This window comes from Brucella sp. NBRC 14130 (assembly GCF_040371715.1).
Taxonomy (GTDB): Bacteria; Pseudomonadota; Alphaproteobacteria; order Rhizobiales; family Rhizobiaceae; genus Brucella; species Brucella intermedia.
The window spans coordinates 23,136-47,708 of the sequence record NZ_BAABTE010000012.1 but is presented as its reverse complement, the minus strand read 5'-3'; the positions used below and the strand labels follow the sequence as shown (position 1 = coordinate 47,708).

Below are 24,573 nucleotides of genomic sequence, written 5' to 3'. Positions count from 1 at the left end.
GTCTCCTAAATTTGCTTATTCTCTCGAGCCCGGCTCGAATCCTTTCACGCACCATACGTTCTGTAGTGGCTACAGGAGCAAGAGGCCTTTCAATCGTTTTTTGCCGTCCAAGCGAGCGACAGACGTCAGCGTCCGGCGGCTATCAGCCCGACCACAATTCCATAGCTCGCGATTATTGAGGCGCCGGTGAGCGCCATGCCAAAAGCCCGGCCTGAGACTCGTTTGGCGTAGCCGAATGCAAAGGCGATGCGGCCAACCAGAAACAGAGCAACCAGCAGCGGTATGAGCACCAGTTCGGTTTCTCGCAGAAGCGCTGCTAGGGTCAGATGTGCGCCAAAAGCCAGTACTGTCTGCTCCAATGAATTCTGCAGCACCGCGGCACGCACGGCGATTGCCGGGCTGGGTTTGCCGAACGCCGAGCCCCGTATATCCGCCGGCGAATAGAACCTGCCTCTGCTCACCGCGCCGACGCAGCCGGCCAGCCAGAGAAACATGAGAATACTCGCCTTCAACGTGAACGCGATCCGCTCACCGAAGTCCATCTCTGGGCTGAGGCCGAACAATTCAGGAGGCAGCCAGGCATAGCCAACCACAAGGACGACCGCCGCGAAGGCGAGCGCGACGGCTGAGGCTCGGACAATGCCCACCTGGTCAGAACTGAGCCTCTTGAACACTGTCCTTGCTCCTTGTCGTCCTCCGCCGCCTGCCTGTGGTGATGAAAGACCGGGGGCGACCACTCATCGCGCGTGGGTTCACACGCCCCGATCATAGGTATATAAATCCTGTAGTAACTACAGAATCAACCCTTGCGAGGGGTCGAGGCCGTGACTGAACCCGGTCGCCGTAACAGCGGTCACGGCCACTTGGTGCCGAGATCGGGCACCGCAAGAACAGGAGATGAGACCGGCGGATGAGCTTCTATTCGATTTATCAGCAGGGTTTCGTTCGCGTGGCTGCCTGTACACCGAAATGCGAAGTCGCCGATCCCAGCTACAATGTCGCTGAGACGCTCGCGCTCGCCCGCGACGGTGCGCGCCAGGGTGTTGCGCTGATGGTGTTCCCGGAATTGGGCCTCTGCGGTTACGCGATTGACGATCTTCTCGGCCAAGCCGCGTTGCTGCAGCGGGTGGAACAAGCGATCGAGGAAGTCGCGGCCGCGAGCCGCGAGCTTTCGCCGGTTCTGCTCATCGGCGCGCCGCTGGTGCGGGAAGGACGACTCTACAATTGCGCTGTCGCCGTCCATCGTGGGCGCATTTTGGGTGTTGTTCCCAAAGGACATCTGCCGAATTATCGGGAATTCTACGAAAAGCGTTGGTTCGCTTCGGGCCGAAACCTGAAAGGCGCTACCATCGAGATCGCTGGTCAGTCCGTCCCCTTCGGAATGGATATGATTTTCGCGGCCGAGGATTTGCCAGGCTTCGTCTTCCACGTCGAGCTGTGCGAGGACGTATGGGGACCGGCTCCGCCCAGCGACTTTGCCGCGCTCGCTGGCGCTCTCATCCTTACCAACCTCTCGGCCAGCAACATCACTGTCGGCAAGGCCGAAACCCGCCGGCTGCTCTGCGCAACCCAATCGGCGCGGTGCTGGGCTGCATACATCTATTCCGCGGCCGGTCCGGGCGAGTCGACGACGGACCTCGCTTGGGACGGTCAAGCCTGCATTTATGAACTCGGGCAGCTGCTGGCAGAGACCGAACGGTTCCCGCAGGACTCGCAAATGGCCATCGCCGATGTCGACGTTGATAGGCTCAGACTGGAGCGCCTGCGCACCGGCACCTTCAACGAGGCGGCCATCGCACAAGCTATGCCTGAAGACAGGTTCCGGCGTATCGGCTTCCGGTTCGAGCCGTCGATGACGGACCTCGGGCTGCGCAGGGCCGTCGCGCGCTTCCCCTATGCTCCAGCCGATCCGGCACGCCTCGACCAGGACTGTTATGAGGCCTACAGCATCCAGGTCCAGGGGTTGATGAAGCGCCTTCAGGCGACGGGCATCCGCCGCGTCTGCATCGGGGTCTCCGGTGGTCTGGACTCCACTCACGCGCTGATCGTGGCGGCGAAAGCGTTCGACCGGCTAGGCTGGCCCCGGTCCGACATTCTCGGCTTCACGATGCCGGGCTTCGCGACGGGGGAGGCCACCAAGGCAAATGCCTGGACGCTGATGCGTAGTCTCGGCGTCACCGCCGAGGAGATCGACATCAAGCCGTTGGCGCAGCAGATGCTGGCGTCACTTCAGCATCCGTTCGCGCAAGGCGAGCCGGTTTACGACGTGACGTTCGAGAACGTGCAGGCGGGCCTGCGCACGGACATCTTGTTCCGTGCAGCCAACCAGCGAGGCGCCATGGTGCTTGGCACTGGCGATCTGTCCGAAATCGCGCTCGGCTGGTCGACCTACGGTGTCGGCGACCATATGAGCCACTACAACGTCAACGCGTCGGTGCCGAAAACACTCATCCAGCATTTGATCCGCTGGGTGGCACAGTCAGCCGCCTTCGATGAGGTAACGAACGGCACGTTGCTCTCCATTCTTGACACTGTGATTTCGCCAGAACTCGTGCCGGCCGGCGAAGGCGGCGCCTTACAAAGTACGGAGGAGAAGATTGGGCCTTATGAACTGCAGGATTTTACCCTGTTTTATTTGACGCGCTATGGCCTGAAGCCGTCGAAGATCGCTTTCCTGGCCTTCCATGCCTGGCGTGACGCCACCGCCGGAGCTTGGCCTCCACAGTATCCGGAAGAGCGCCGTCGCGCATATGATCTGCCCACAATCAGATCGTGGATGGAGGTGTTCCTCTATCGCTTCTTCACGATCAGCCAGTTCAAGCGCTCGGCGTCGCCGAACGGCCCCAAAGTCACTGCTGGCGGCTCGCTGTCGCCGCGCGGCGATTGGCGCGCTCCGTCGGATGGCAACGCCCGCCTCTGGTTGGAGGAGTTGCGCGCTCACACGCCGTCGGAATGAACGTGCCCTGAGGGTTGGCGCTCAGCGGCCAACGGCAATCGGCGCACGGATGCCGATGACGCTTCCGCCCAGTTGTTATCCCTACTCGAACCACCGTTACGGAATGAATTCGCCATGATCACCATCGGAGCCTTGTCACAACGGACAGGCGTCAATATCGAGACAATCCGCTACTACGAGCGGATCAATCTCATCCCGCCGCCGCCCCGCACAGAGAGCAGGCGGCGCCTCTATGAAGCAGAGGATGTTCGGCGACTGACGTTCATACGCCATTCCAGGGATCTCGGCTTCGACATCCCGGCTATTAAGACGATGCTCGCTCTGCAGGAAAGGCCAGAGTCCTCTTGTGAGCAGGTGAGCCGAATTGCCACCGATCAGCTCGAAGCCGTCGAGGTGCGGATCCGACGCCTTCTCGGACTTAAGAGCGAGCTCACTCGGATGATCAAATCGTGCGACAATGGGAAAGTCGCATCGTGCCGGATCATAGAAGTTTTAGCTGACTCACCCAACTCGCATGATGCCCCCTGAATCGCTGAGGAATTCAGGAACATCCACGACTTTGTTGGCTAGGGAGTGCCCGAATACCCCATCTATAATAGTCGTTCTTGTCGGCCAAATCCATCCATTATCGCCGTCCAAGCTGCGTCAAGTGGCGGGTGGCATTTTTCTGATTCGGGTTCGTGCGTCTCTGCCGACCGCGTCCGCTGATGCCGGGCCGGCGGCGGCCCGGCGGCGCCCTCACCGGGCGAAGGGGTCCAACTCGTGGACGATGGTGTCCTCGTCGCCGTCATATTCGGTGGCGGGCATCACGCCCATAGTGCCGTCGCCGGCGCGGAAGATGACGATCGAGACCATCAGGGTCGAGGCGAGGCTGAGGGCGAAGGCGTGGGCATCTACAAGCGACATATCCGGCTCCCGTTCTGGTGGCGGGGACCATCCCCGCTCGACAGGCGCCCGATGGGTTTGGTCGCGGCCGCGATCACCCTGGAGGCCAGAGCCGGAAGGGCCGCACGCACGCGTAGCGGACCCCCTTGCGGGGTTGATCGTGGAAGGCCGGGATTGAAACCAAGGTCAGCCTCCAAGAGCGGGGTGGCGCTGTCATCCAGCCGGAGCTGGATTCCTTGCTGCCGGAGATGCTCACGCCGCTGCGTCATCCTCCCGCATTGATGGGTGATCGGCACTGCCAGCGCCGACCGCGACGTCGCCTTGGCATGACCGCGATTCGACCGAATGGCGATGGTGGCGCCGAGCGGATGTTGGCACGACCGCATGGAGCGCGATGGCAAGGTTCCTCCTGGCGGACCATCCGGTGTGTGCGGAAATATCGGATGCGGCAGCGCGCCTTCTTGTCGAAGCTCGGCCGACCGCCAACATGGGGGAAGGCCCGGCGGCTGGTGCCGCCGGGCCTTCCGTCCTCCGGTCAGAACGGGATATCGTCGTCGAGGACATCGGGGGCCGGATCTTCGTCCTCGCGCTTCGGCCAGGCGAGGAACCTGATACTCTCGGCGACGACCTCGGTGGTGTAGCGGTCCTTCCCGTCGCGGTCCTGCCACTTGTTCGTCCTGTTGCGGCCGATGATGAGGACCATCATGCCCTTCACGCACTTCTCTGCGGACTTGGCCTGGCCGTTGAAGGCGACGACGCGGTGCCATTCGGTTTCCTGTTCGGCGTAGCCGCGTTCGTTGCGAACGATCTTCCCGTCGGAGTAGCGCGGGCGGGAGGTGGCTACGGAAAAGTTCGCGACCTTGCCGCCGCCGTTGGTGTTGCGGATTTCGGGGTCTGCGCCGAGGTTGCCGATGAGGGTGACTTGGTTGAACATCTTCTGTCTCCGTTTTCTCTCGCCGGAGGGACCGTCCCTCCGACGAGACCCGGATGAAGGCCGTCCGGAGGCACCTGCACTGACGCCCTTGGGCGGCAGCTCGACTCGCAAGGTCCGGGGTGGGGCGGGCAGACGCGCTCGCGCGGCAACACGGCCCGGAAAGCTTGCGGGTTGCCGGTGGAAACGGAACGGACTTAGGGGATCGTTCAAGGAGGAGGGATTGGTCTTTCCGCGAGAGCAAACCGGAGACCTATGCGTCAACCTGATCCTCGGCGGCTTCCCGGCGACACCGACACCGCAACGCCGACATGGCGACCGCTCCCTTGTCGCAACGCACGCCACCATCCTGTTCGTCGCCACGACGGAATGACCGCGCCGAACGTCTGCGGCGATGTTGGCAGGAACCGTCACCGCGTTGTCAGCCCGAACGGCTGGCCTCGAGACGCTGCCAAGCATGAGGGGCATGATGGTTCCCGTTATCGGTGCCAGGGCGACCCATGGCTTGCGCCGCAGGGTCAGCGACCGCCACTACGCAGTCGTTTCGCCGAGAGCGTCTGGGGCGTCGCCGCCGACGTCGAACGTCGAAGATCAGGACGGAACTGTCAGCCGACCGATCCTGGTCTGACCGGGGGACCGAAAGCTGGCGGCATCAGCCTCCGGTCCGGTTTTCCCGGCGGAAGCGGCCGGCCGAGCTTCAACCGGGAGGGGAGGATGGGTTTGGGAAGGAGATCGCGGTAGGGACGCTCATTGCTGAGCGCCCCCCGCACAGATCCGTACGTGCAGGATTCCCGCATACGGCTCCTACCTTGGGTGTTTGACGGCGAAGCGGACGCTAGGCCATGGATGCAGGATTACCGGTTTCGGAAGCCATTGTGCTGCGAGCTTCTCCACCCGGGATGTGGACGTCGTGTCCATCTGGCCACGACGCCGCAGAGCCAGCTTCCAGAGGAAGATGACGTGTTCCCGGAAGGCGCGAAGAGACCGCAGGTTGGCGGGCACCGCATGATACTCATAGTATCCGCGAATAACCTGCCGGAGCCATTTCGCCTGTTCGCGAACTGGCCTGTTTCTCAACCATAGCAGCCGCTCCTTGATCTCCCGCAGCTTCGCCCTCATGCGGTCTCGACGGGATTTCCGCAAAAGCTGGAACTCGCCCCGCCGGGATTTTCCGCAAATATGGGTGAAGCCAAGAAAGTCGAAGGTCTCCGGCTTTCCGAGGCCACGTTCCCGACGACGGCTGGCTGCATAGCGGCCAAACATCATCAGGCGCGTTTTCTCGGGATGCAGCGATAGAGAGAACTTCTCCAACCGTTCTCGCATCCTGATCTGGAAACGGTGCGCGTCTGCTTCTCGTTCGAAGCCGACCACGATATCGTCCGCATAGCGCACGATGATCATGTTCCCCGTGGCTGACCGCTGTCGCCAGCGATTGGCCCAAAGGTCGAAGACGTAGTGAAGGTAGAGGTTAGAGAGCAGCGGTGAAGCCACCGATCCCTGTCCCGTTCCCTGTTCACTCGTCGTCACGGTCCCTTCTTCCAGAACGCCCGCCTTCAACCATTTCTGGATGAGGCGGATAATGCGCTGGTCGCCGATCGGGTGATTCAGGAACCTGACCAGCCATTCCTGACTGACCCGGTCGAAGAACTGCTGGATATCGGCGTCCAGTATGAAGTTTACCTTCCGCTTTTCGATCCCGACCGCGAGCGCGTCCAGCGCATCGTGCTGGCCGCGTCCGGGTCGGAAACCGTACGAGAACCCGAGGAAGTCTTCCTCGTAGATCGCGTTCAGCACCGCGACCGTCGCCCGTTGGACGATCTTGTCGTCCAGGGCGGCGATTGCGAGAGGGCGTTGGCGTCCGTCCGGCTTCGGTATGTACTGTCGCCGTGCGGGGCTTGCCCGGTATGCCCCTCCATACAGCCTGCCGTGCAGATTCTCGATCAGGTGATCGAAGTCTGCTTCGTAGGCCCGCCATGTCAATCCATCCACGCTGGGGGCAGCATCACGCCGCAGGGCGTAAAATGCGGTCCTCAACGTTTCGAGACTGAGATGGTGAAAGAGGCTGGTGAACCTTTCCTGCTTCCTACGCCTTGCGGCTTGCCGTATGCGGTCCAGCGCATGTGACACGCTTTCCCGGTCCTGTGCCCGGCGCGTGGTTGGCTGATCCGCATTTCCCTTGGTCGCCGCCCTTGGCTCCACCGACTCCGCAGCCGGTTTCCCGACCTTGTTCGCCAGCTTCACAGCTACTATGGCGGCGTCTGACTTCTCACGATCGTTCATCATCGGCTCATGCTTTCGCTTTCCCGATGCGGGCCGAGGCGGCAGCACCGTCTCGGCCAATCGTGAGATCTCCCGGTTCCCGTGAAAGGAATTTCCGCACATGCCGGTGTCTACGACCACGCCGGGCCGGTCGAGTGCTCGCAATAACGCACTCTTCCGTGTTGCCTTCCGGGCTCCACACACCGTCGGCACCCGAGATCAGGTTCCTTACGCGGCTCAATGGCCGGCCTGTGCTTTCTCCTACCGACGCTTCACCGACGTCCTCACGGACGGCGGCGCACGGCTCGGAGCCAATGTGGATCGCTACTCCTTCATTGAAATGGACTTTCACCATTCTATTCCTTTCCGGTTTCTCCGGCGCTCGTGGAGGGAACCGTCCCTCCTTCCCATGGGTGGGGGTGTTTGAGGGGGCGGGGCAAGCCCTGCCCCTTCATGGGGAGAGTTGTGAGAGGGGGCGGCACGCCCCCTTTCGCATGTGATGGCGGCCGGTCGATCCGGCTGTCATTGCACTGACATCAAAGCAAAAGCGACAGGCGGCCGAAGCCGCCTGTCGCTGGCCTAACCTTATCAGTCCGGGCCGTGCAGCAGTTCGTAGTCGCCTTCCGGGTCGATCCCATCTATCCGGGCAAGCGCGTAGATCACCGCGCGGACCTTCCAGTCGCCGATGCAGGTGCGGCGCTGCGCGATGAGGATACTCACCGCCGTCTCATTGGCTTCGATCGCCGCGATCGCTTCATCCACCCTGTCGAAAGGTGCGAGATTCTCGACGGGTTCGTAGTCGCCGTATTCGTCGTCCCACCTGCCGGCGATATACATCCGCTCGTGCTTCAGGTTTTCGATGGCTTCCTCGGCCTCGCGGATGAGCCGGAAGCCTTCCTTTCGGTCCTGCCAATATTGCGCGCTGCCGCCGTCGATGGTGATGATCTTGCGATAGGTCATGGAGTTCTCCTTTCGTTTCTGACGAAAGGTGGGCCACGCTGTTGGCCAGAGGTGTCAAGGACCGCGCAAGCGGCCGCCTCGCGGGGATCGGAGGAACCGATTTTGTGGAGTCGGCCAAGGGCCGGCGGAGGAAAATTGGAGGTGCCGATCATCCTTTACACCGGATGGCCTGGCGTAAAATAGGACGTCAGGTGCGACCTGGAAAGTCGCATAAGTTTCTGTTTTACAGGAGGAATTCGAGAGATGAACTAACTGATAAAACCGGTTGTTCCATCAACCGTTCCCTACCCGGACATGCGGAGTTGGCAACGACTCGGTGTGAAGCTTCGGGAACAATGTAGCCACCGGGCATCCGGTACACTGAGCCGTGAGGCAACGTGGAATCTGCCAGCACGAGGGCGGTGAGGCGCTAGGGACGAGCGGCAACGATCAACATATGTGAACCTCTGATAAACGTCGTAACCATTGACAAGCCAAACGTGCTGACAGGCTTGACCAAAAGGTATGCAGCAAGGTGTGGTCTCTTCTGACGTGAGCCACCATGGACGATGTGCTGCCGGCGAATAGGAGGGATCCGACCCGCTCAGAGACTTATGTGGAACAGGGTAAGCCCGTAGCGCTGCCGGAAACGGCAGGCGAACCGTAAGGAACGCTGTTGGCGCTGCGGGTAAAGGAAAGCGGAGAAAGCGAAAGCCCGGCTGTAATTGTCGGGATACGGGCTGCAACATCGCCCGACACGAAAGTGGGCAGACTTCCGCTCGGTCATTCATGGCGAGAGAGCATGACAAATCGCTGGACGAGGAAAAGCAGATGACGGCTACCGATGCGAAAACATCGATGGCTGGTGCGTCCTCGCACGAGGCTCAGATGTGGGATCAGGCGAACTGGCTCCACATTGAGGCAACCGTGGAGCGACTTCAAGTACGTATCGCCAAGGCCACTCGCGAAGGCAGATGGGGCAAGGTGAAAGCCCTGCAACGTCTGCTGACCCGCTCGCACAGCGGCAAGATGCTTGCTGTGAAGCGGGTGACGGAAAATCGTGGTAAGAATACGCCGGGGGTGGATGGAGCAATCTGGTCAACCCCGGCGGCCAGATGGAAGGGAATGACGACGCTACAGCACCGTGGTTATCGAACGATGCCACTACGCCGCGTCTATATCCCGAAAAGCAACGGCAAGAAGCGCCCGCTCGGGATTCCCTGCATGCGGTGCAGGGCGATGCAGTCCTTATGGAAGCTCGCTCTGGAACCCGTGGCAGAGAGTCGGGCGGACCCGAACTCCTATGGATTTCGGCCCAGACGCTCGACAGCCGACGCCATCGGCAAGTGCTTCATCTCGTTGGCGAGACACGTTTCGCCAGCGTGGATTCTGGAGGGTGATATCCGTGGCTGTTTTGACGAAATTAGCCACGATTACATCCTCAAGCATATACCGATGGACAAGGGTGTCCTGCGAAAGTGGCTTCAAGCCGGATATATCGAAGAGGAAACCCTGTTCGAGACGACGGCGGGAACTCCCCAAGGCGGGGTAATCTCGCCGACGATCGCGAACATGGTGCTGGATGGGCTCGAAGCAGCGGCACACGCAAGTGCGGGTTCTACGAAACGCGCGCGCGAGAAAGCCTGCCTAAACGTCATCCGCTATGCGGATGATTTTGTCATCACCGGCATTTCCAAAGAAATACTGGAGGACAAGGTCATGCCTGCGGTCAGGAAGTTTCTGGCCGCTCGGGGTCTGGAACTCTCGGAAGAGAAGACCAAAATAACGCATATAGCGGAGGGTTTCGATTTTCTGGGCCAGAACGTACGCAAGTACAACGGCAAGCTCCTGATAAAGCCGTCCAAGAAGAGCGTTAAATCGCTTCTCGACAAGGTCCGGAAGGTCATAAAAGGCAACGCCACCGCTACGCAGGCGTCATTGATACACAAGCTCAACCCCATCATTCGAGGATGGGCCATGTATCATCGTCATGTCGTGGCAAAGGCAACCTTCTCTTTGGTGGATGACCGCATCTGGCGAATGCTTCGGAAATGGGCGTGCCGAAGGCACCCCAATAAGGGAGCACGATGGGTGCAGAGCAAGTACTACCGGATTTATGGAAACCGGAACGGGGAATTTGGCACGGAAGACACCAAATATCGGTTATTCCGCGCAGCGACGGTCTCAATTAGGAGACACATCAAAATCCGCGCTCCGGCCAGCCCATTCGATCCAGTGTGGCACGAGTACTTCGCCCATCGTCGAGCCACGAAATCAGCCGTCGAGTGACCGGGTGCCACGGCATGGTGCTGAAGAATGGCTTGAGCCGGGTACGGGGCGATCCGTACGCCCGGTTCTGAGGGGGCAGCGGGGCAGCAATGCCCCGCTGCTACCCGACAGAGAGAGGAGCAACCACGGCGTCGACCAGACGCCGTGTCCGCATTGGGATGGGGATGGTTTGGAAGGGGGTGATACCCCTTTCCATGGGTGGGGGTCGAAGGGGGCGGGGCTCTGCCCTGCACCCTTGGGGAGAGCTTGAGAGGGGCGGCCCTGCCACCCTTTCATCGCGGGAGCATCGGACCAAAAAGTGGATTCCGGTTTTTGGACCGATCCGATGCTCCGACAGGAATGTGGGATTGCCGCGCGCCCTAGCGCGGCGGTTCCGCCGATAATTCCTTACCGGCAGGGCGCCCGGCCGAAGACCCGCGCCGCCGCCTAGCGGGACAGCGCCGCCTCGCCGAGCGCGTTGAGGTTGACGATCGCCGCGATGGCGATCACGACACCGGCGAAGATCCCGAAGGAATTGAGCATGAGCGCGGAATCGGTGCCGTGCTTGAGGATCCCATAGACCAGGGCATAGCCCGCGATGAAGGCCGGCACGGCGAAGACGGCAAGCGCCACCAGGCGCAGCGCAAGGTTCTTCGCCAGCCCGACGACAGCGATGACCAGCACCACGGAGGCCAGCGCCGCACCGAGAGCGGCAAGGCCCGACCAGACGAAGCCGGCCTCGGCGGCATAGACCCACTGGAAGGCGGTCAGCCCGACCATGAACGGCAGGGCATAGATCGCCAGGTGCCACGCGATCACGCAGAAGGTGATGGTGCCGGAAATCGCAAGCAGGATAAGCGTCATGAAAGCCTCCTCGGATCGATGATGGTCGTATCTCGACAGGCCGTCTCTATGCTGCGCACCGCCTGGATTTGACTATTTCGCCGGGTTTACGGCTCCTATTTGAGCCGGAAGATGGCGCTGCAGTCAAGTCTTTGCAGCCGTTCTGCGCAGGGACGAGGCGGCCGATCATGCCGCCTCGCCGTGGTGAAGGTGGCGCTCACGCGCCACCTTCATACATCCTGGCAGGGATGCCGAGCTTGCGAGCCTTGTCGTAGAGGTTCGCCTGAATCCCGCCGGTGCCGAAGACGAGGACGCCGACCGGAAGGATTTCGAGCATCGCATCGTTGCGCTTGTAGGGCGCTTGCTTCGCCGGATACTTCTTGAAATCCGGCTTGAGCGGGAACTGCTTCACCTTGCGGCTATCTGCCCAGCGGGCGGCGATCCTCTCGGCGCCGCGCTCGGAGCCGCCGTGCAGCAGCACCATGTCCGGTCGCTTCCCAAGGGCCTGGTCGAGCTTCGCCCAGATGAGGGTGTGATCGTTGAAGTCGGTGCCGCCGGAGACTGCGACCACCGGACCGGAGGGCAGCATCAGCTCGGTTTCCGCCCGGCGTCTGGCCGCCAGGAAGTCCCGGCTGTCAATCACCGCCGCCGTCATGTTGTGATGGTTGACCAACGAGCCGGTGCGGGGCCGCCAGGGCGTGCCGGTCTGGCGCTCGAAGTGATCGCCGGCCTGGTCGCGCATCAGCTCGAAAGCGTTCCGCCGCTCGATCAGCGTCTGGCCCTCGGCCGTGAGGCGCTCCAGCTCGGTGGACTTCACCTCGGAGCCGTCCTGTTCCCGCTGGAGGCGGCGCTGGGCCTGCTCGTTGTCGTCAAGCTCGCGTTCGATCCGGCTGGCGGCGCGATGGAACAGATTGACCGTTCCCCAGAGCAACTCGTCGAGGTCGGGTTCGAGGCGGGTATCGCCAAGCGTGGCGACCAAGGCGTCGAAGATGTCGGCGATGGCGCCTGCGACCGCATTACCTTCGGGCAGCGGACGAGGATCGGGTTCATCCTCGAAGGGGCGGTAGCCGTAAAGCTGCAATTCGGTGAGGACGTGATCGGTGGGGGACGAGGTGTGGACCGGCTCGAAATCGTCGTCGTGATGGGTCATCCCGTTGCTCCTTGTTCGGGAAGCCGCGACCGTCGCGGCCTTCATGGCGACGAAAGCCCACGGGCGGGACGGCCTGGCAGCCCTCGCCTCTTGCGAGGGCCTCGATGGCCGGGTCCGGTTAATTTGTTTCGCGATGCAAAGGCGGGCTCGCCCCGCCGGCGGAAATTAGCCGGTCGCGGCCATTGCCTGGCTGGCCCGTTTGTGGGCCGCTCGCCCTCTCAGAAGGCCAAGGTCGCCGGCCTTTCCGGCACACGGAGACCGGGTCTCCATGACCCGACGACGATTTCGCGCCGGTCGCATCGCCCGGCCCCGATCACGCTCACTCAACGGCTCAGGAAACGGCCCGCATCGTCGGGGTGAAGCTGGTCCTTCAGCAACGCCATGAGGGCGTCGAGGCCGCCGTCACGCAGATCGTCGTTGAAGTCGCCGCCATGCGGGGCGAGGCCGATCGCCTCGATTCCGACCGCCGTTGCCCTGGCGATCAAGATGTCCCGCGCGCGGTTTCCAGCCGGATCTCGATCGCGGACGACATAGAGCCGGCGCAGCTCCGTCGGGAACAGGACGGCGGCGAGGTGAGCCGCCGAGAGCGCCGCGATCATCGGCATGCGGGGCAGACCCGAGCGGACCGACAGCACGGTCTCGATGCCTTCGCCGGCCGCCATCACGTCGCCCGACCGGCCGAACCGCACACCGTTGCCGAGGAGGCCGCCCATCGCCCGGCGCGGTGTTTCGACATTCGAGCTCCAGACACCGCCCGGCGGGAGCCAAGTGCGATGCGCCCCGGTCACGGCGTCGGCGAGGTCGGTGACGGCTGCGATCATCGCCGGAAGCGCCTGGGTGACGCTGGACCCTCTGGGACGATAGTAGCAGCCGGGATGGAAATGGAGGCTGCCGAGATCATGCAGCGCCGTGATGCCGCGACTGCGCAGATAGGTTTCCGCAATCGTGCCGCGGATCGTCTGCGAGATGGCAAGGAGCCGGCGCGCTGCCTCGCGCGATCCAGATGGCGTCGGTTTCCGGCCGTGAGCCGTCCCCTCCAGCGGTTCGGGATCGGGTTCCGACAGGAAGCGTCGTGCCTCGGCCGCAATGGAGCGGAAGTTGGAGCGCCCGATCGCCGCCGCGATCACGTCGAGCAGGTCGCCATGGGCGTCGGGGACCGCAGCATCGGTCCATTTACCCGCTGCGCCCTTGCCGGTCTCCGGGCCGGTCAGGCGCACATACATGGAGCGGCCCGGCGTGTTGTTGACATCACCGACCAGCCAATAATGGCCTTCGCGGCGACCATTGGAGAGATATTGGCGACAAACCGCCTCGGCCCTTCGGCCGAGACGGATAGCAAGTTCCGAGGCGTCGAGCCGAGACATCAAGCCGTCTCCCGTTCGCCGATGCGCTCGACCGGCCAGCGGTCGAGGATGCGGGTAAGCACGTCGACGGCCGACGCATCGGTTGGAACGAACATGCGCAGCTTCCACGAGATGATTTCATGGAAGAGACCGTAGGCCGTCAGGCGCTCGCGCATCGTGTCGGTGAAACCGGACAGCTCGATGCGATGCGCGCCCATGACGCGGACCCGCCGAAGCTGAAGGCCCTCGGCAAGATCAAGGACGGTGCGGCCGTCCATGAGCGCCGTGAAGGCATCCGAAGGCGCAAGCGCCGTGGTGCCGGTCTCGGTCGCCTGCGCGGCCCAGGCCGGGGAGACGCGGCGGCCGATCACGCGCTCACCGGCATCCGTCTGGAGCCGATAGACGCGGGTGGATTCGTTCGGCAGCCGTTTCCAGATCGGCAGCAGCAAGCCCGTCACCATATGCAGCGTGCCGGTCGAGAACTCCGGCACCTCCGCGACCTCGGCGCTCCAGGCCGAAGCGAAGGCGTCGCTGTCGGCCTCGACCCATTGGGTTCCGCCCATCAGCCGGATGGGGATGTTATGCGCCTCCATCGGCCGGATCAGCCGCACGCGGCGGTCGACCTCGCCATCGTCGAGCATGACGCTGGTGGTCGGAATCTGGACGGCGGCGCGGCCCGACCGCTCGTTGATCAGGAGCTTCGCGCGCGGATCGTCGAGTTCGGCAAGGGCGGCGGCGAGCGTGACCGGCCGGTTGCGCTTGCGCTCGTCGATGGTCAGCAGGCGGGTTTCAGCGCCGGTGCGCGGATGGGTATAGATCGTTTGCCGGTCGGTGACGACGAAGCTCTCCGCGTGCAGGGTTTCGAGTCCGGCGTCATAGGTGCCGGACGCGATCGCGCCCTCGATCTTGGCGGCAAGGAGCTGCTCGAAGGCCGTGAAGAGAACGCCCTGAAGCTCGATGGTGAGCGCCAGCAGCCGGTTCAGAAATGTCGTGATCGGTGGCAGATCGTCCTTGATGCCGTTGTCGTCCATGAGTTTCAGGCCGGTCGCGGCCTCGAACCGTTCGAGCGAGCAGCCCTCGACCTTGCCGCGAACGAGCAGGAGATAGAGCTGGCGCAGCGCGTCGCGGGCATAGTGCGATTCCAGATTGTCCTCGGGCCTGAACAAGCCCTGTCCGCCGGTCTGGCGCTGGCCGCGCGTGATCGCGCCCAGCGTGTCGAGGCGGCGCGCGATCGTGCTGAGAAACCGCTTCTCGGCCTTCACATTGGTCGAGATCGGCCGGAACAGCGGCGGTTGCTTCTGGTTGGTCCGGTGGGTGCGGCCGAGGCCCTGAATGGCGGTGTCGGCCTTCCAGCCGGCTTCGAGCAGATAGTGGACGCGCAGCCGCGTGTTCTTCGCCGACAGCTCGGCATGGTAGGAGCGGCCGGTTCCGCCGGCGTCACTGAACACCAGCGCGCGCTTGGCGTCGTCCATGAACGCCTGGGTCTCGGCGAGGTTGGCCGAGCCCGCGCGGGTCTCGACCATGAGCCGGTCAATGGTGACGCCGTTGCCGGGCCTGCGCACGATGCGGCGGGACCGGCCCGTCACCTCGGCCACGGTGTCGGCGCCGAAGTGCTGAATGAGCTGGTCGAGCGCCGGGGACCGGTGGCAGGCTGGCGAGCTTGGCGATGAGCGCGTCTCGGCGGGCGACCGCCTCGCGGCTTTCGACCGGCTGGCCGTCGCGTGTGACGGCCCGCGACGACAGGTTGCCTTCCGAGTCGGTGAACGGTTCGTAAAGCTGCACCGGGAAGGAATGGGCGAGGTAGTCGAGGACGTATTCTCGCGGCGTGATGTCGAGGCGGACATCGTTCCATTCCTCGGTCGGTAGCTCGGCCAGCCGGCGCTCCATCAGGGCCTCGCCGGTCGAGACGATCTGGATGACGGCTGAATGGCCCGCCTCCAGATCGGCGGCGATCGAGCGCAGCAGGGTTGGCGCTTTCATGCTGCACAACAAATGGCCAAAGAACCTCTGCTTGGCGGACTCGAAGGCGCTGCGCGCCGCCGACTTCGCCTGCCGGTTCAAGGTGCCGGAGGAGCCGGTGATGTTCGACGCCTCCATCGCCGCATCCAGATTGTTATGGATGACGGTGAAAGCGCCGGCATAGGCGTTGTAGATGCGCCTCTGCTCGGGCGTCAGCTCGTGCTCGACCAACTCGTATTCGACGCCGGCGAAGGAGAGCGAGCGAGCGGTGTATAGGCCGAGCGCGCGCAGGTCACGGGCGAGAACCTCCATGGCCGCGACGCCGCCGGCCTCAATCGCTTCGACGAATTCGGCGCGCGTCGAGAATGGGAAATCCTCGCCGCCCCAGAGGCCGAGCCGCTGCGCGTAGGCGAGATTATGCACTGTGGTCGCGCCGGTGGCCGAGACGTAAACGATGCGGGCATTGGGCAACGCGTGTTGCAGGCGAAGGCCGGCGCGACCCTGTTGGGACGGGCTGACGTCACCGCGTTCTCCCTTGCCGCCGGCAGCGTTCTGCATGGCGTGCGCCTCGTCGAAAATGACCACTCCATCGAAGTCTTTTCCCAACCATTGGACGATCTGCTCGACCCTGGAAACCCTCTCCCCGCGGGTGTCGGAGCGCAGCGTGGCATAGGTGGTAAATAGGATGCCCTCACCGAGCGTGATCGGCTTGCCCTGCGGAAATTGCGACAGCGACACGAGCAGAAAAGGCTCCATGCCGAGCGCGCGCCAATCGCGTTGCGCGTCCTCCAGGAGCTTGTCGGACTTCGAGATCCAGACGGCCTTCCGCCTCCCCTGCATCCAGTTGTCGAGAATGATCGCCGCCGACTCGCGACCCTTGCCGACGCCGGTGCCGTCGCCGATCATGAAGCCCTGGCGGAACAGCACCGCGTCCTTGGCGTCCTCGGGCGCGGCCGAGACGACATCGAGCGTTTCGTCCACCGTCCAGGCGCCGGGGATGTGGTCCGAATGGGCCTCGCCGGCATAGATGACGGTTTCGAGCTGCGCGTCCGACAGCAGGCTACAGATGGTCTTCGGCAGATGCGGCCGATAGCTGGGTTTGGGCGGCGCGACGCTGGCCATGGCCGCCGACTGCACAAGCTGCGTCGGATGGGCCTGAGCGCCGGGAATGCGGATGACCTGAAGGCGGTAGTCCTCGTAGATCGCATCGCTGATGTGACTGCCCTCGGCGGCCTGCCAGTCCTGGGTCTCGTAGTCGAGCGGCTCAGCCTCGGGCTCGGCGGGCGTGATGGGGCGTGCGAGTCGGGTGTTGCGGTTGACATAGCCGCGCACGGTCCGAGGCGCGGCCGAGGTCGGCGTGGCGGCAGGCAGGCCGGGCAGCTCGACGGGGAGCCGGGCCGGAACATGTTCCGTGACCCAACCCATCAGCGTGGCGACATCCGGCGCGACGCCCGGAGCGGCCGGGAAAATCGCGGGATCGTCGGCCGGCAGCTTGTCGATGACGGTCAGCCGCGTGGCGATCGTCGTGCCGTGCTTGGCATAGACGGAACCGTCGATCGCGGCCGAGAGGACGACGCGGCCGCGCTCCTGCATGCGGGTGAAGGCGTCGGTCCACGCCGGATTGTCGGACGCGAAGTTCGCGCCGGTGATCGCCACCAGCCGGCCGCCGGGCGCCAGGCGCGCAAGCGCTGAGGCGACATGGCGGTAAACTGCGTCGGCCATGCGGGTATCGACATTCGCCAGCGCCGAGAACGGCGGGTTCATCAGCACCACGGACGGGACGAGGGCCGGATCAAGATGATCGTCGATCTGGGCTGCGTCGAGGCGGGTGACGGATAGGGCCGGAAAGAGGGAGGAGAGAAGACTAGCCCGCATGTCGGCCAGCTCGTTGAGGACGAGTCCGCCGCCGGCGATCTCGGCGAGAATGGCGAGGAGGCCGGTGCCGGCCGAGGGTTCGAGCACGCGGTCGGTCGGCGTGATGGCGGCGGCGGTCGCGGCGACCAGGCCGAGCGGGATCGGGGTCGAGAACTGCTGGAAGGTCTGCGCTTCCTCCGAGCGGCGGGTATGCGTCGGCAGGAGCCCGGCAATCTTGGTCAGCATCGGCAGGCCATGCGCGGCCGACCCGGCTTTGCGGATAAGCGTCTTTCCGTATTTGCGCAGAAACAGGACTGTGGCGGCCTCGCACGCCTCGTAGGCGGTCTTCCAGTCCCAGGCGCCGGCCGCGTCGGAAGCGCCGAAGGCCGCTTCCATCGCACCGCGAAGTGTGGCGGCGTCGATCCGCTGGCCGCGTTCGACATGGGGAAGCAGCAGGCCCGCTGCGGCGAAGACGCGGGCGGCAGTATCGGTTTCGAGGGCAAGGGGAAGCGGCGCGGTGGCGGATGCCGCCGCGGATGCGGAAATCATGGACATGGTGGGAACCTCGGAAGAGCGGAAAGGGTGAGAGCCCGTACGGCGCTCTCTCTCGACCGCACGGACTCGACCCCTCCCGGCCTTCCTCTCCCTCTCCAGACGCAACCTTGATCGGCGGGTCGATGCGCGCTATCTTACGTTTGTCTTACATCGAGAAGGATCAGGCCAATGGCCGCCCCGGAAAAGTTCACGACCACCGTCTCCACCAAGGGGCAGATCATCCTGCCTACCGGGCTGCGGCAGCGGCGCGAATGGAGCGCCGGCACAAAACTGACGGTCGAGGAAGCGGACGGCGGCGTGCTGCTGAAGCCGGCGCCGGCCTTCGCCGAGACGCGGCCTGAAGATGTCTTCGGTGTGCTACCTCATAAGGGTAGGCCGAAGACGATCGCCGAGATGGATGCGGGTGTCCTGGCCGAAGCAAAGCGCCGACATGCTGGCGATTGATACCAACCTCGTTATCCGCTACCTGACCAACGATTACCCGAAGCAGTCGCCCCGCGCGCGGGCATTGATCGACGGCGAGGCCGTGTTCGTTGCCGTCACCGTGATGCTCGAAGTGGAATGGGTGCTGCGCAGCACCTATGAATATCGGCCGGCGGATGTGGCCCGCGCAATGCGTTCGTTCGCGGGTCTCCCGACCGTCACGGTCGAGGACGGCGCGGTTGTGGCGACCGCGCTCGACCTGGCCGAGCGCGGCATGGATTTCGCTGATGCGTTGCATCTGGGAAAGGCGGCGCATTGCTCGGGAATGGCGAGCTTCGACCGCAAATTCGTGAAGGCGGCGAAGGCAGCCGGCTACAACACCGTGCGGGAAGCCTGAAGGCCGGTCAACGGGGGCCGCGCCTGTCCGTCTCGGCCCGTCTGTCGAATTGGCCGCGCCAAGCATTGCCTGAACTGGCTGACTCGGCCTGGCGGGTCGAGGCTGGCTGGTCCGAGTCCGCAGGGTGGTCGTGCGGGAGTCTCCAGATCAAGCTGGGCATAACGCTTGACGTCGATGGCTGTAAGGCCCAGTGGCCCATGGAGTGGCGAATGTGCTGGGTGCGGTCTTGGTGAATCGATCGGGCAGTATCGATGCCTCCGTCAAACCTTGGCTAATCCCCTACAGGAGGATAGGATAGCGACATGGATCAGCTATCGCATCTTCATCAAACTCACTCTGCGATCGTCAAGCGCCTGAAGCGCGCCGATGGCCATCTGCGCGGCGTAATCGAGATGATCGAGGCAGGTAGGCCATGCCTCGACGTCGCTCAGCAGCTCCATGCCGTTGAGAAAGCTATAGCACAGGCCAAGAAGACGCTAATTCAGGATCACCTCGACCATTGCCTTGAGGAAGTGGTCGGTCCGCTCACCCGCGACAGGCGGCGGTCGATTGATGAGTTCAAGGAAATCGCGAAGTATCTGTGATGTTGACGATCCTCAAGAACCGAACCTATCGCCACCTCTTTCTCGCACAGGTTATCGCACTTGTTGGAACCGGCCTTGCCACGGTCGCGCTTGGCCTGCTCGCCTTCGATCTGGCCGGAGCCGATGCAGGGGCGGTGCTTGGGACCGCGTTGGCCATCAAGATGATCGCCTATGTCGGCGTTGCGCCGATCGCATCGGCCTTCGCGGAACGCGTGCCGCGCCGCGCCATGCTGGTAGCGCTCGATCTCGTGCGTGCTGCCGTGGCCGTGTTGCTGCCCTTCGTCACCGAAATCTGGCAGGTCTATGTGCTGATCTTCGCGCTGCAATCGGCTTCGGCCGCCTTCACGCCGACCTTCCAGGCGACGATCCCCGACATTCTGCCCGAAGAGAAGGAATACACGCGCGCCCTGTCGCTCTCGCGGCTGGCCTATGATCTGGAAAGCGTCGTCAGCCCGATGCTGGCGGCCGCACTTCTCGCCTTCATCTCCTTCCACAATTTGTTCGCCGGCACGGTGACCGGCTTCCTGATCTCTGCGGCGCTGGTCGTGTCGGTCGTGTTGCCGAGCCCCAAGCCGTCGCAGCCGCGTGGCATCTATGATCGCACGACGCGCGGCATCCGCATCTACATGGCGACGCCGCGCCTGCGCGGGCTGCTGGCGATTAACCTCGCCGTCGCCTCGGCCGGCGCGCTGGTGATCGTCAACACGGTGGTCTATGTGCAGGCAGCCTACGGCCTCGACCACCAGGCGACCGCATTGGCGCTCGCCTGCTTCGGCGGGGGATCGATGGTCGCGGCGCTCGTTCTGCCGAAGCTGCTTGAGTCCGTGCCCGACCGGACCGCCATGCTGGCGGGCGCGTCGCTGTTGGTGGCGGGAACGCTGACGGCAGCAGCGCTACCCGGTTACGGCTGGCTGCTGCCACTCTGGTTCGTGCTCGGCCTTGGTTATTCGACGGCGCAGACACCATCGGGCCGACTGCTCCGGCGCTCGGCCAACCCCGAGGACCGCCCAGCACTGTTTGCCGCGCAATTCGCGCTGTCCCATGCCTGCTGGCTGATCGCCTATCCGCTCGCCGGATGGGCAGGTGCCACACTGGGCTTGCCGACGACGGCCGCCATTCTCGCGGCCGTGGCCGCTGCAGCCATCGGCATCGGCTTTGCGGTCTGGCCGGCTGACGATCCCGAGGTCGTCGAACATAGCCATAACGACCTCCCGGCGAACCATCCGCATCTTGCGCTGGCCGGGCATGGGCATCGCCACGCCCATGCCTATGTGATCGACGATATGCACCTCGCATGGCCACGCGAGCGCTGACCGGAAACGTGGAAGACCTGTTCTCGCTCGCCGGGCTGTTCGCCGTCGCGTTCGTCGCCGCCACGATCCTGCCGGCTCAATCGGAAGCCGCCCTGGTCGGGCTGCTGGTCCTCGGCAAACAGTCGCCCGTCCTGCTGGTGGTGGTCGCGACCATCGGCAATGTGCTTGGTTCCGTCGTCAACTGGCTGCTCGGCGGCTGGATCGAGAACTACCGTCATCGACGCTGGTTCCCTGTCAGCGAACAGGCGCTCGACCGCGCGACGGGCTGGTATCGGCGGTGGGGCCGCTGGAGCTTGTTGCTCTCTTGGGCGCCGGTCGGCGGCGATGCGCTCACCGTGGCCGCCGGGGTGCTGCGCGAGCCGTTCTGGAGTTTCCTGCTGCTCGTAATCATCGCAAAGGCAGGCCGCTACATCTTGCTGGTGCTGGTGACGATGGAGTTCCTATGATGGAGGATATGGCCTCGATCCAGCGGCCGAACAGCGCATTGAGCCGATAAAAGGTGCTTTCGATGTTCTCAGGCGTCGGGATCACCTCCGTCGAGAATCCCGGCCAGCCAGCCGTCGGTATAGGTCCAGGCCACGGTCTCCCCTGTGGCGAGATCGAGGACATGCGCGCCCCCGCCGAAGCCATTGACGCGCGGCTGCGAGCAGGTGTTGGCATATTGGAAGGCCCATCGGCCGGTCAAGCCGAAGGTGGCGGCGCAGAGCTTGACGAAGTGGATCAGGCGCTCGGGATCGCCGGTCTCGTCGTCGCGCATCCACAACGTTGTGCCGCCATGCTCGGGCTGGATCGAGAGCAGGAAGCATTCCGAGGGTGGGTCTTCGGACGCGCCCTCCTCGGAAAGCCGGTTGTAGAGGTTGAGGGCCTTGGCAGCATTGTCGGGCGTCCCGACATCGAGCAGGCACGAAAAATGGGTGTAGTAGTTGGCCATGTCAGGCTCCTGAAACGAGAAGTCCCGGCGCGATGGCCAGGACGTCGGGGGGAAGAGGAGATCGGGGTCAGTGCAGGGTGGGGCTGATGCCACGCTGCGCTCGGGCATGGCAGCGCAGCATCTCACGGTAGAACCTCCGTCGAACCAGCCGGCGGCATGGGTCGCGCCGCACCCAGATGGGCAGCCGCTTCACCGCCGCGCGGAGAACTGCGCGATCGGTGTCGAGCGGGGTCACGTTGAGATCGGTATAGATCGAGTGCATCATTGACCGCCTCCCGCATTGTCGCCGGCGGGCGCCTGGGCTTCGGAGTCGACGGCGCGGGCAGAGTCGTCATATGCCGGTCGATCAGGATCGCGCGCCCCGGCCAGGATTGCCTCGCCGCGAGCGACTGCCCAGATGGCGTGTTCGATCCACTGATCTGACGATGGACGGACAGCCTGGATGTCCGCGAGGAGCATCTTCAGAAGGCCAAGGAGGATCTCGAAATGCCCGGCCTTGCGCTGAAGGGATTCCTCGAATTGCGAGGGGACTGGAACCGGCGTGCCGGAATAGGCGGCATTGGCGCCATGCCAGATGCCGGAGACATAGATCTCGATGGCGCCTTCGTGGTCGACCTTTTCCTTGCCTGACCAACTGTTCTCGATGGCGAGGCGGCAGGCGTCCGCAACGGTGTCAGCCTCATAGGTGCGCTGCCGATAGGCGGCCGGGTGATAAGTGGTTTCAATGGTGTATTCGGGCATGTCAGGCTCCTGAAACGAGAAAGCCCGGCGCGAGGCCGGGCAGGATTGGGGGATTGCGGTGCTGGCGGCATCAGCGGTGGAACAAGCCGGTCAGCCTCTTGAACTCGGAATGGTGGCGGAGCATCGCGCGGTAGTAGCTCCTGCGCGCCTCCCGCAAAGCAGGATCGCAGAGGTTCGATGGAACGAGCTTGCGGCGCGCGATACGGATGAGGGCGCGATCGCTGCCCCACGGCAGGATGCCGAGGCGCACATAGGCGGCCTTCATCGCCACGTCCCACACGTCGAATCGTTTACATATGGTCTTGAGCGCGATGAGGTCGAAGCCGCCATGCTCCTCTGCTTGGTTGAAGGTGGTCTGTTGGTCATCGTTCATTGGGCGAACTCCTCGACGGACGGCGGGAAACTCTCTCTCGCCTTGTAAGCCGTCACGGCCTGACGGGCTTCCTCTCCCTCTCGTCGCCGACGACGCAGGCATTGCCCGCATGAAAATACCCGGCGCTATGGCCGGGCCGGATCAATAAGGATGCGATGGCGCGCCGCCGCCCGAGGCGGCGGCTCGACTACATGCCGGCGTCCTATACGTTGAGGCGTTCGCAGAGGGCGTCGATCTGGGTGAGGTCGAGGCCGGCATGCGCGCCGTCATTCGTGACGATGCTCCCGAGCGCCGGGTCGATGTCAGCGCGCGCAAGGGTGAGCTGAAGGAGCCGCAGGCCCGCCAGCACGGCGTCGCGCTCCTGGGCGGTGACGGCGAGCGAGACGAACGCCTCGACGGTCTCGCCGTCTTCGAGCAGGCGGACGCCGCTATACTCGTCGATTTCGTAGTCGTCGAACTCCTGCACGTAGCCGGTGGCGAGCCATTCGCCATCGTAATAGACGCTTTCGGCGCGGCCTCGCGCCTGTTCGGGCGTGTCGGCCTCAACGACGGTTTCGTAATAGGCGAAGGCGTCGTGACCTTTGCTGACGACAAATTTCGGCATGGGAAACTCCATTGGGTAAGCGCCCGGAACGCCGCCGGGCCGATAGGTGGAAATCGGAGGTGAGATCACGCGGCCTGCGGCAGCCGCAGAAGTTCGGCGACGGTCTCCCGCCAGATGGGATCGACCAGCCTGGCCTCGAGCAACGCGGCGGATTCGCGAAACTCGCGGGCCGATGCGTGCTCGCCGCGATCGGCGGCGGCAAAGGCGCGGCCGCGCAGCCGGCTCGCGTCGGTGACGACGCGGCGCGCCTCGCGCATTGGAGGAAACCGGCTCTTGCCACACGATGATGCCGGCCCGGACCGCGCCGGCGAGGACCATGCCGTGTTCGCGGTCGATGATGACGGCGAAGCGGGGCTGGAAGCGCAGCGCCTCATCGGCGCTAATGCGAATATCGCAGCGCGAGACACGCTGGCTGGCGAGGCACATTGCGTCCTCCGGCGTCGGGGCTTCGCCGATGGCGACCGTACGGTCGAAGCTGTCGGCTTCGTTGCAGCCGTCGAAGCCGGCAACGCCGATGAAGGTCACGCGCAGCGGCGTTCGTGCGGCGCGATACAGGTCCGGCATGACCTGCCGCGCGAGAACGTCGCCGATCGACGTGAAGGTGGTCTGGGGGTCTCGGTTCATGGGGGAAACTCCGTGGAACGGGCGGCGGAAGCCTCTCTCCCGCCTTCAAACCCGTCACGGCCAAACCGGCCCGTCTCTCACTCTCGCCGCCGGCAACGGCGGCACGGCGTGCATGGAAAAAGCGCCCCGCCGTGAGGCAGGACGCTTTGTGTAGGTCAGTCGATTGCAGCGAAGATCGCGGACGATTCGGGATGCCCGTCCGAATAGGCGCGCAGGCGCTGGTAGCCTTCCGCAAAGTGGTCAGACTCGAAACTGAAGGAAAGATGCGACAGGGTGAACAGCGTGGCGATGATGCCGGCGGCCTCCGCGGACACCTCGCCACGAAAATCCGTGAGCCCGCTTTCGATCTGGAAGCACGGTTTCGAGGTCGGGGCGAGGAACAGAGGCCGGCCGCCGCGCTCGTAGAAATTCCAGAAGCCGCCACGATAGTCATAGGGGCTAAGGCCCTGCATGATCTTATAGACGGTGCTTTCGGCTACGATCATGTACCGAAGTCCGAACAGGGTCGGCAGGAATTTCTCGCGGCGATCCTCGGGAACGAGGGTGGCGGACCGGCGCGTGGTGAGGTCGATCGACATGGCTTTGGATCTCCAGAGAGATTGAAGGGCAAGCCCGAGCAGCGCTCTCTCGTCATCCGCCCG

At 63.8% G+C, this 24,573-nt stretch carries 26 protein-coding genes and 1 pseudogene; 11 read left to right on the top strand and 16 right to left on the bottom strand.

Going from position 1 to position 24,573, the window contains the following annotated elements; all coding sequences use genetic code 11:
- Positions 1-125 precede the first annotated feature (125 nt).
- Positions 126-674 carry an MAPEG family protein gene (locus ABWW28_RS20820; RefSeq protein ID WP_353391928.1) on the bottom strand — a complete coding sequence of 183 codons (549 nt, stop codon included), beginning with the start codon at positions 672-674 and terminating at the stop codon, positions 126-128.
- A 236-nt stretch (positions 675-910) separates the two neighbouring features.
- On the opposite strand from ABWW28_RS20820, the gene ABWW28_RS20815 reads away from it, so the two are divergent.
- Both ABWW28_RS20815 and ABWW28_RS20810 read left to right on the top strand, forming a co-directional pair.
- Positions 911-2,956: an NAD(+) synthase gene (locus ABWW28_RS20815; protein ID WP_353391926.1), complete on the top strand. Its 2,046-nt coding sequence runs from the start codon at positions 911-913 to the stop codon at positions 2,954-2,956.
- 114 nt (positions 2,957-3,070) lie between these two features.
- Entirely contained in the window at positions 3,071-3,484 is a 414-nt protein-coding gene (locus tag ABWW28_RS20810) for a MerR family transcriptional regulator (protein WP_024338473.1), read from the top strand.
- Between the two features lie 210 nt (positions 3,485-3,694).
- Here ABWW28_RS20810 and ABWW28_RS20805 read toward each other — a convergent pair whose 3' ends face one another.
- Both ABWW28_RS20805 and ABWW28_RS20800 read right to left on the bottom strand, forming a co-directional pair.
- Positions 3,695-3,862 (bottom strand): hypothetical protein, encoded by a 168-nt coding sequence (locus ABWW28_RS20805; RefSeq protein ID WP_164477646.1) that lies wholly within the window; start codon positions 3,860-3,862, stop codon positions 3,695-3,697.
- A 514-nt stretch (positions 3,863-4,376) separates the two neighbouring features.
- A complete protein-coding gene (locus ABWW28_RS20800) occupies positions 4,377-4,775 on the bottom strand; it encodes a single-stranded DNA-binding protein (RefSeq protein ID WP_097142795.1) in 399 nt (132 codons plus the stop codon).
- Positions 4,776-4,995: 220 nt separating this feature from the next.
- Here ABWW28_RS20800 and ABWW28_RS20795 point away from each other — a divergent pair, with 220 nt between their 5' ends.
- Together ABWW28_RS20795 and ABWW28_RS20790 are read left to right on the top strand one after the other, a co-directional pair.
- Positions 4,996-5,145 carry a hypothetical protein gene (locus tag ABWW28_RS20795; RefSeq protein WP_353391923.1) on the top strand — a complete coding sequence of 50 codons (150 nt, stop codon included), beginning with the start codon at positions 4,996-4,998 and terminating at the stop codon, positions 5,143-5,145.
- A gap of 93 nt (positions 5,146-5,238) precedes the next feature.
- A complete protein-coding gene (locus tag ABWW28_RS20790) occupies positions 5,239-5,400 on the top strand; it encodes a hypothetical protein (protein ID WP_353391921.1) in 162 nt (53 codons plus the stop codon).
- A gap of 176 nt (positions 5,401-5,576) precedes the next feature.
- Here ABWW28_RS20790 and ltrA (ABWW28_RS20785) read toward each other — a convergent pair whose 3' ends face one another.
- Positions 5,577-7,055, bottom strand: a complete 1,479-nt coding sequence (ltrA, locus tag ABWW28_RS20785) for a group II intron reverse transcriptase/maturase (RefSeq protein ID WP_502904589.1) — start codon at positions 7,053-7,055, stop codon at positions 5,577-5,579.
- 564 nt (positions 7,056-7,619) lie between these two features.
- Positions 7,620-7,991, bottom strand: a complete 372-nt coding sequence (locus ABWW28_RS20780) for a hypothetical protein (protein WP_151683133.1) — start codon at positions 7,989-7,991, stop codon at positions 7,620-7,622.
- A gap of 810 nt (positions 7,992-8,801) precedes the next feature.
- Here ABWW28_RS20780 and ltrA (ABWW28_RS20775) point away from each other — a divergent pair.
- Positions 8,802-10,259 carry a group II intron reverse transcriptase/maturase gene (ltrA, locus tag ABWW28_RS20775; protein ID WP_036589594.1) on the top strand — a complete coding sequence of 486 codons (1,458 nt, stop codon included), beginning with the start codon at positions 8,802-8,804 and terminating at the stop codon, positions 10,257-10,259.
- A 426-nt stretch (positions 10,260-10,685) separates the two neighbouring features.
- On the opposite strand, the gene ABWW28_RS20770 is transcribed toward ltrA (ABWW28_RS20775), so the two are convergent.
- The 4 genes and pseudogenes from ABWW28_RS20770 to ABWW28_RS20755 form a co-directional block, all read right to left on the bottom strand.
- Positions 10,686-11,102 (bottom strand): hypothetical protein, encoded by a 417-nt coding sequence (locus ABWW28_RS20770; RefSeq protein ID WP_097142791.1) that lies wholly within the window; start codon positions 11,100-11,102, stop codon positions 10,686-10,688.
- Positions 11,103-11,298: 196 nt separating this feature from the next.
- On the bottom strand, positions 11,299-12,231 hold the full coding sequence (locus ABWW28_RS20765) for a DUF2493 domain-containing protein (RefSeq protein ID WP_353391918.1): 933 nt from the start codon (positions 12,229-12,231) through the stop codon (positions 11,299-11,301).
- Positions 12,232-12,554: 323 nt separating this feature from the next.
- Positions 12,555-13,595: a DUF7146 domain-containing protein gene (locus tag ABWW28_RS20760; protein WP_353391916.1), complete on the bottom strand. Its 1,041-nt coding sequence runs from the start codon at positions 13,593-13,595 to the stop codon at positions 12,555-12,557.
- Positions 13,595-17,942 (bottom strand): annotated as a pseudogene (locus ABWW28_RS20755) (strawberry notch-like NTP hydrolase domain-containing protein). Before ABWW28_RS20755 ends, ABWW28_RS20760 begins: the two are co-directional and overlap by 1 nt.
- Positions 17,943-18,110: 168 nt before the next feature.
- Here ABWW28_RS20755 and ABWW28_RS20750 point away from each other — a divergent pair.
- From ABWW28_RS20750 to ABWW28_RS20730, 5 genes are all read left to right on the top strand, one after another.
- Positions 18,111-18,386, top strand: a complete 276-nt coding sequence (locus tag ABWW28_RS20750) for an AbrB/MazE/SpoVT family DNA-binding domain-containing protein (RefSeq protein ID WP_097142787.1) — start codon at positions 18,111-18,113, stop codon at positions 18,384-18,386.
- Positions 18,373-18,762: a type II toxin-antitoxin system VapC family toxin gene (locus ABWW28_RS20745; RefSeq protein WP_353391914.1), complete on the top strand. Its 390-nt coding sequence runs from the start codon at positions 18,373-18,375 to the stop codon at positions 18,760-18,762. Before ABWW28_RS20750 ends, ABWW28_RS20745 begins: the two co-directional genes overlap by 14 nt.
- 302 nt (positions 18,763-19,064) lie before the next feature.
- Complete coding sequence (locus tag ABWW28_RS20740; protein WP_097142785.1) at positions 19,065-19,346, top strand: metal-sensing transcriptional repressor; 282 nt, start codon at positions 19,065-19,067, stop codon at positions 19,344-19,346.
- Positions 19,346-20,659, top strand: coding sequence for an MFS transporter (locus ABWW28_RS20735; protein ID WP_353391912.1), 1,314 nt, complete (start codon positions 19,346-19,348; stop codon positions 20,657-20,659). Before ABWW28_RS20740 ends, ABWW28_RS20735 begins: the two co-directional genes overlap by 1 nt.
- A complete protein-coding gene (locus ABWW28_RS20730; protein WP_097142783.1) occupies positions 20,641-21,105 on the top strand; it encodes a YqaA family protein in 465 nt (154 codons plus the stop codon). Before ABWW28_RS20735 ends, ABWW28_RS20730 begins: the two co-directional genes overlap by 19 nt.
- Before the next feature lie 68 nt (positions 21,106-21,173).
- On the opposite strand, the gene ABWW28_RS20725 is transcribed toward ABWW28_RS20730, so the two are convergent.
- From ABWW28_RS20725 to ABWW28_RS20700, 6 genes are all read right to left on the bottom strand, one after another.
- The gene (locus ABWW28_RS20725; RefSeq protein WP_353391910.1) at positions 21,174-21,590 is read right to left on the bottom strand and encodes a hypothetical protein; all 417 of its coding nucleotides are present in this window, start codon (positions 21,588-21,590) and stop codon (positions 21,174-21,176) included.
- 67 nt (positions 21,591-21,657) lie between these two features.
- On the bottom strand, positions 21,658-21,855 hold the full coding sequence (locus tag ABWW28_RS20720) for a hypothetical protein (RefSeq protein WP_245423681.1): 198 nt from the start codon (positions 21,853-21,855) through the stop codon (positions 21,658-21,660).
- Positions 21,852-22,331, bottom strand: coding sequence for a hypothetical protein (locus ABWW28_RS20715; RefSeq protein WP_245423680.1), 480 nt, complete (start codon positions 22,329-22,331; stop codon positions 21,852-21,854). Before ABWW28_RS20715 ends, ABWW28_RS20720 begins: the two co-directional genes overlap by 4 nt.
- A 70-nt stretch (positions 22,332-22,401) precedes the next feature.
- Positions 22,402-22,704 (bottom strand): hypothetical protein, encoded by a 303-nt coding sequence (locus ABWW28_RS20710; protein ID WP_245423679.1) that lies wholly within the window; start codon positions 22,702-22,704, stop codon positions 22,402-22,404.
- Between the two features lie 202 nt (positions 22,705-22,906).
- Entirely contained in the window at positions 22,907-23,308 is a 402-nt protein-coding gene (locus tag ABWW28_RS20705; protein WP_097142781.1) for a hypothetical protein, read from the bottom strand.
- A 65-nt stretch (positions 23,309-23,373) separates the two neighbouring features.
- Positions 23,374-23,565: a hypothetical protein gene (locus ABWW28_RS20700; RefSeq protein ID WP_353391907.1), complete on the bottom strand. Its 192-nt coding sequence runs from the start codon at positions 23,563-23,565 to the stop codon at positions 23,374-23,376.
- 16 nt (positions 23,566-23,581) lie between these two features.
- On the opposite strand from ABWW28_RS20700, the gene ABWW28_RS20695 reads away from it, so the two are divergent.
- Complete coding sequence (locus ABWW28_RS20695; RefSeq protein WP_353391905.1) at positions 23,582-24,067, top strand: hypothetical protein; 486 nt, start codon at positions 23,582-23,584, stop codon at positions 24,065-24,067.
- A gap of 20 nt (positions 24,068-24,087) precedes the next feature.
- Here ABWW28_RS20695 and ABWW28_RS20690 read toward each other — a convergent pair whose 3' ends face one another.
- Complete coding sequence (locus ABWW28_RS20690) at positions 24,088-24,510, bottom strand: antirestriction protein (RefSeq protein WP_123195423.1); 423 nt, start codon at positions 24,508-24,510, stop codon at positions 24,088-24,090.
- Between the last annotated feature and the right edge of the window lie 63 nt (positions 24,511-24,573).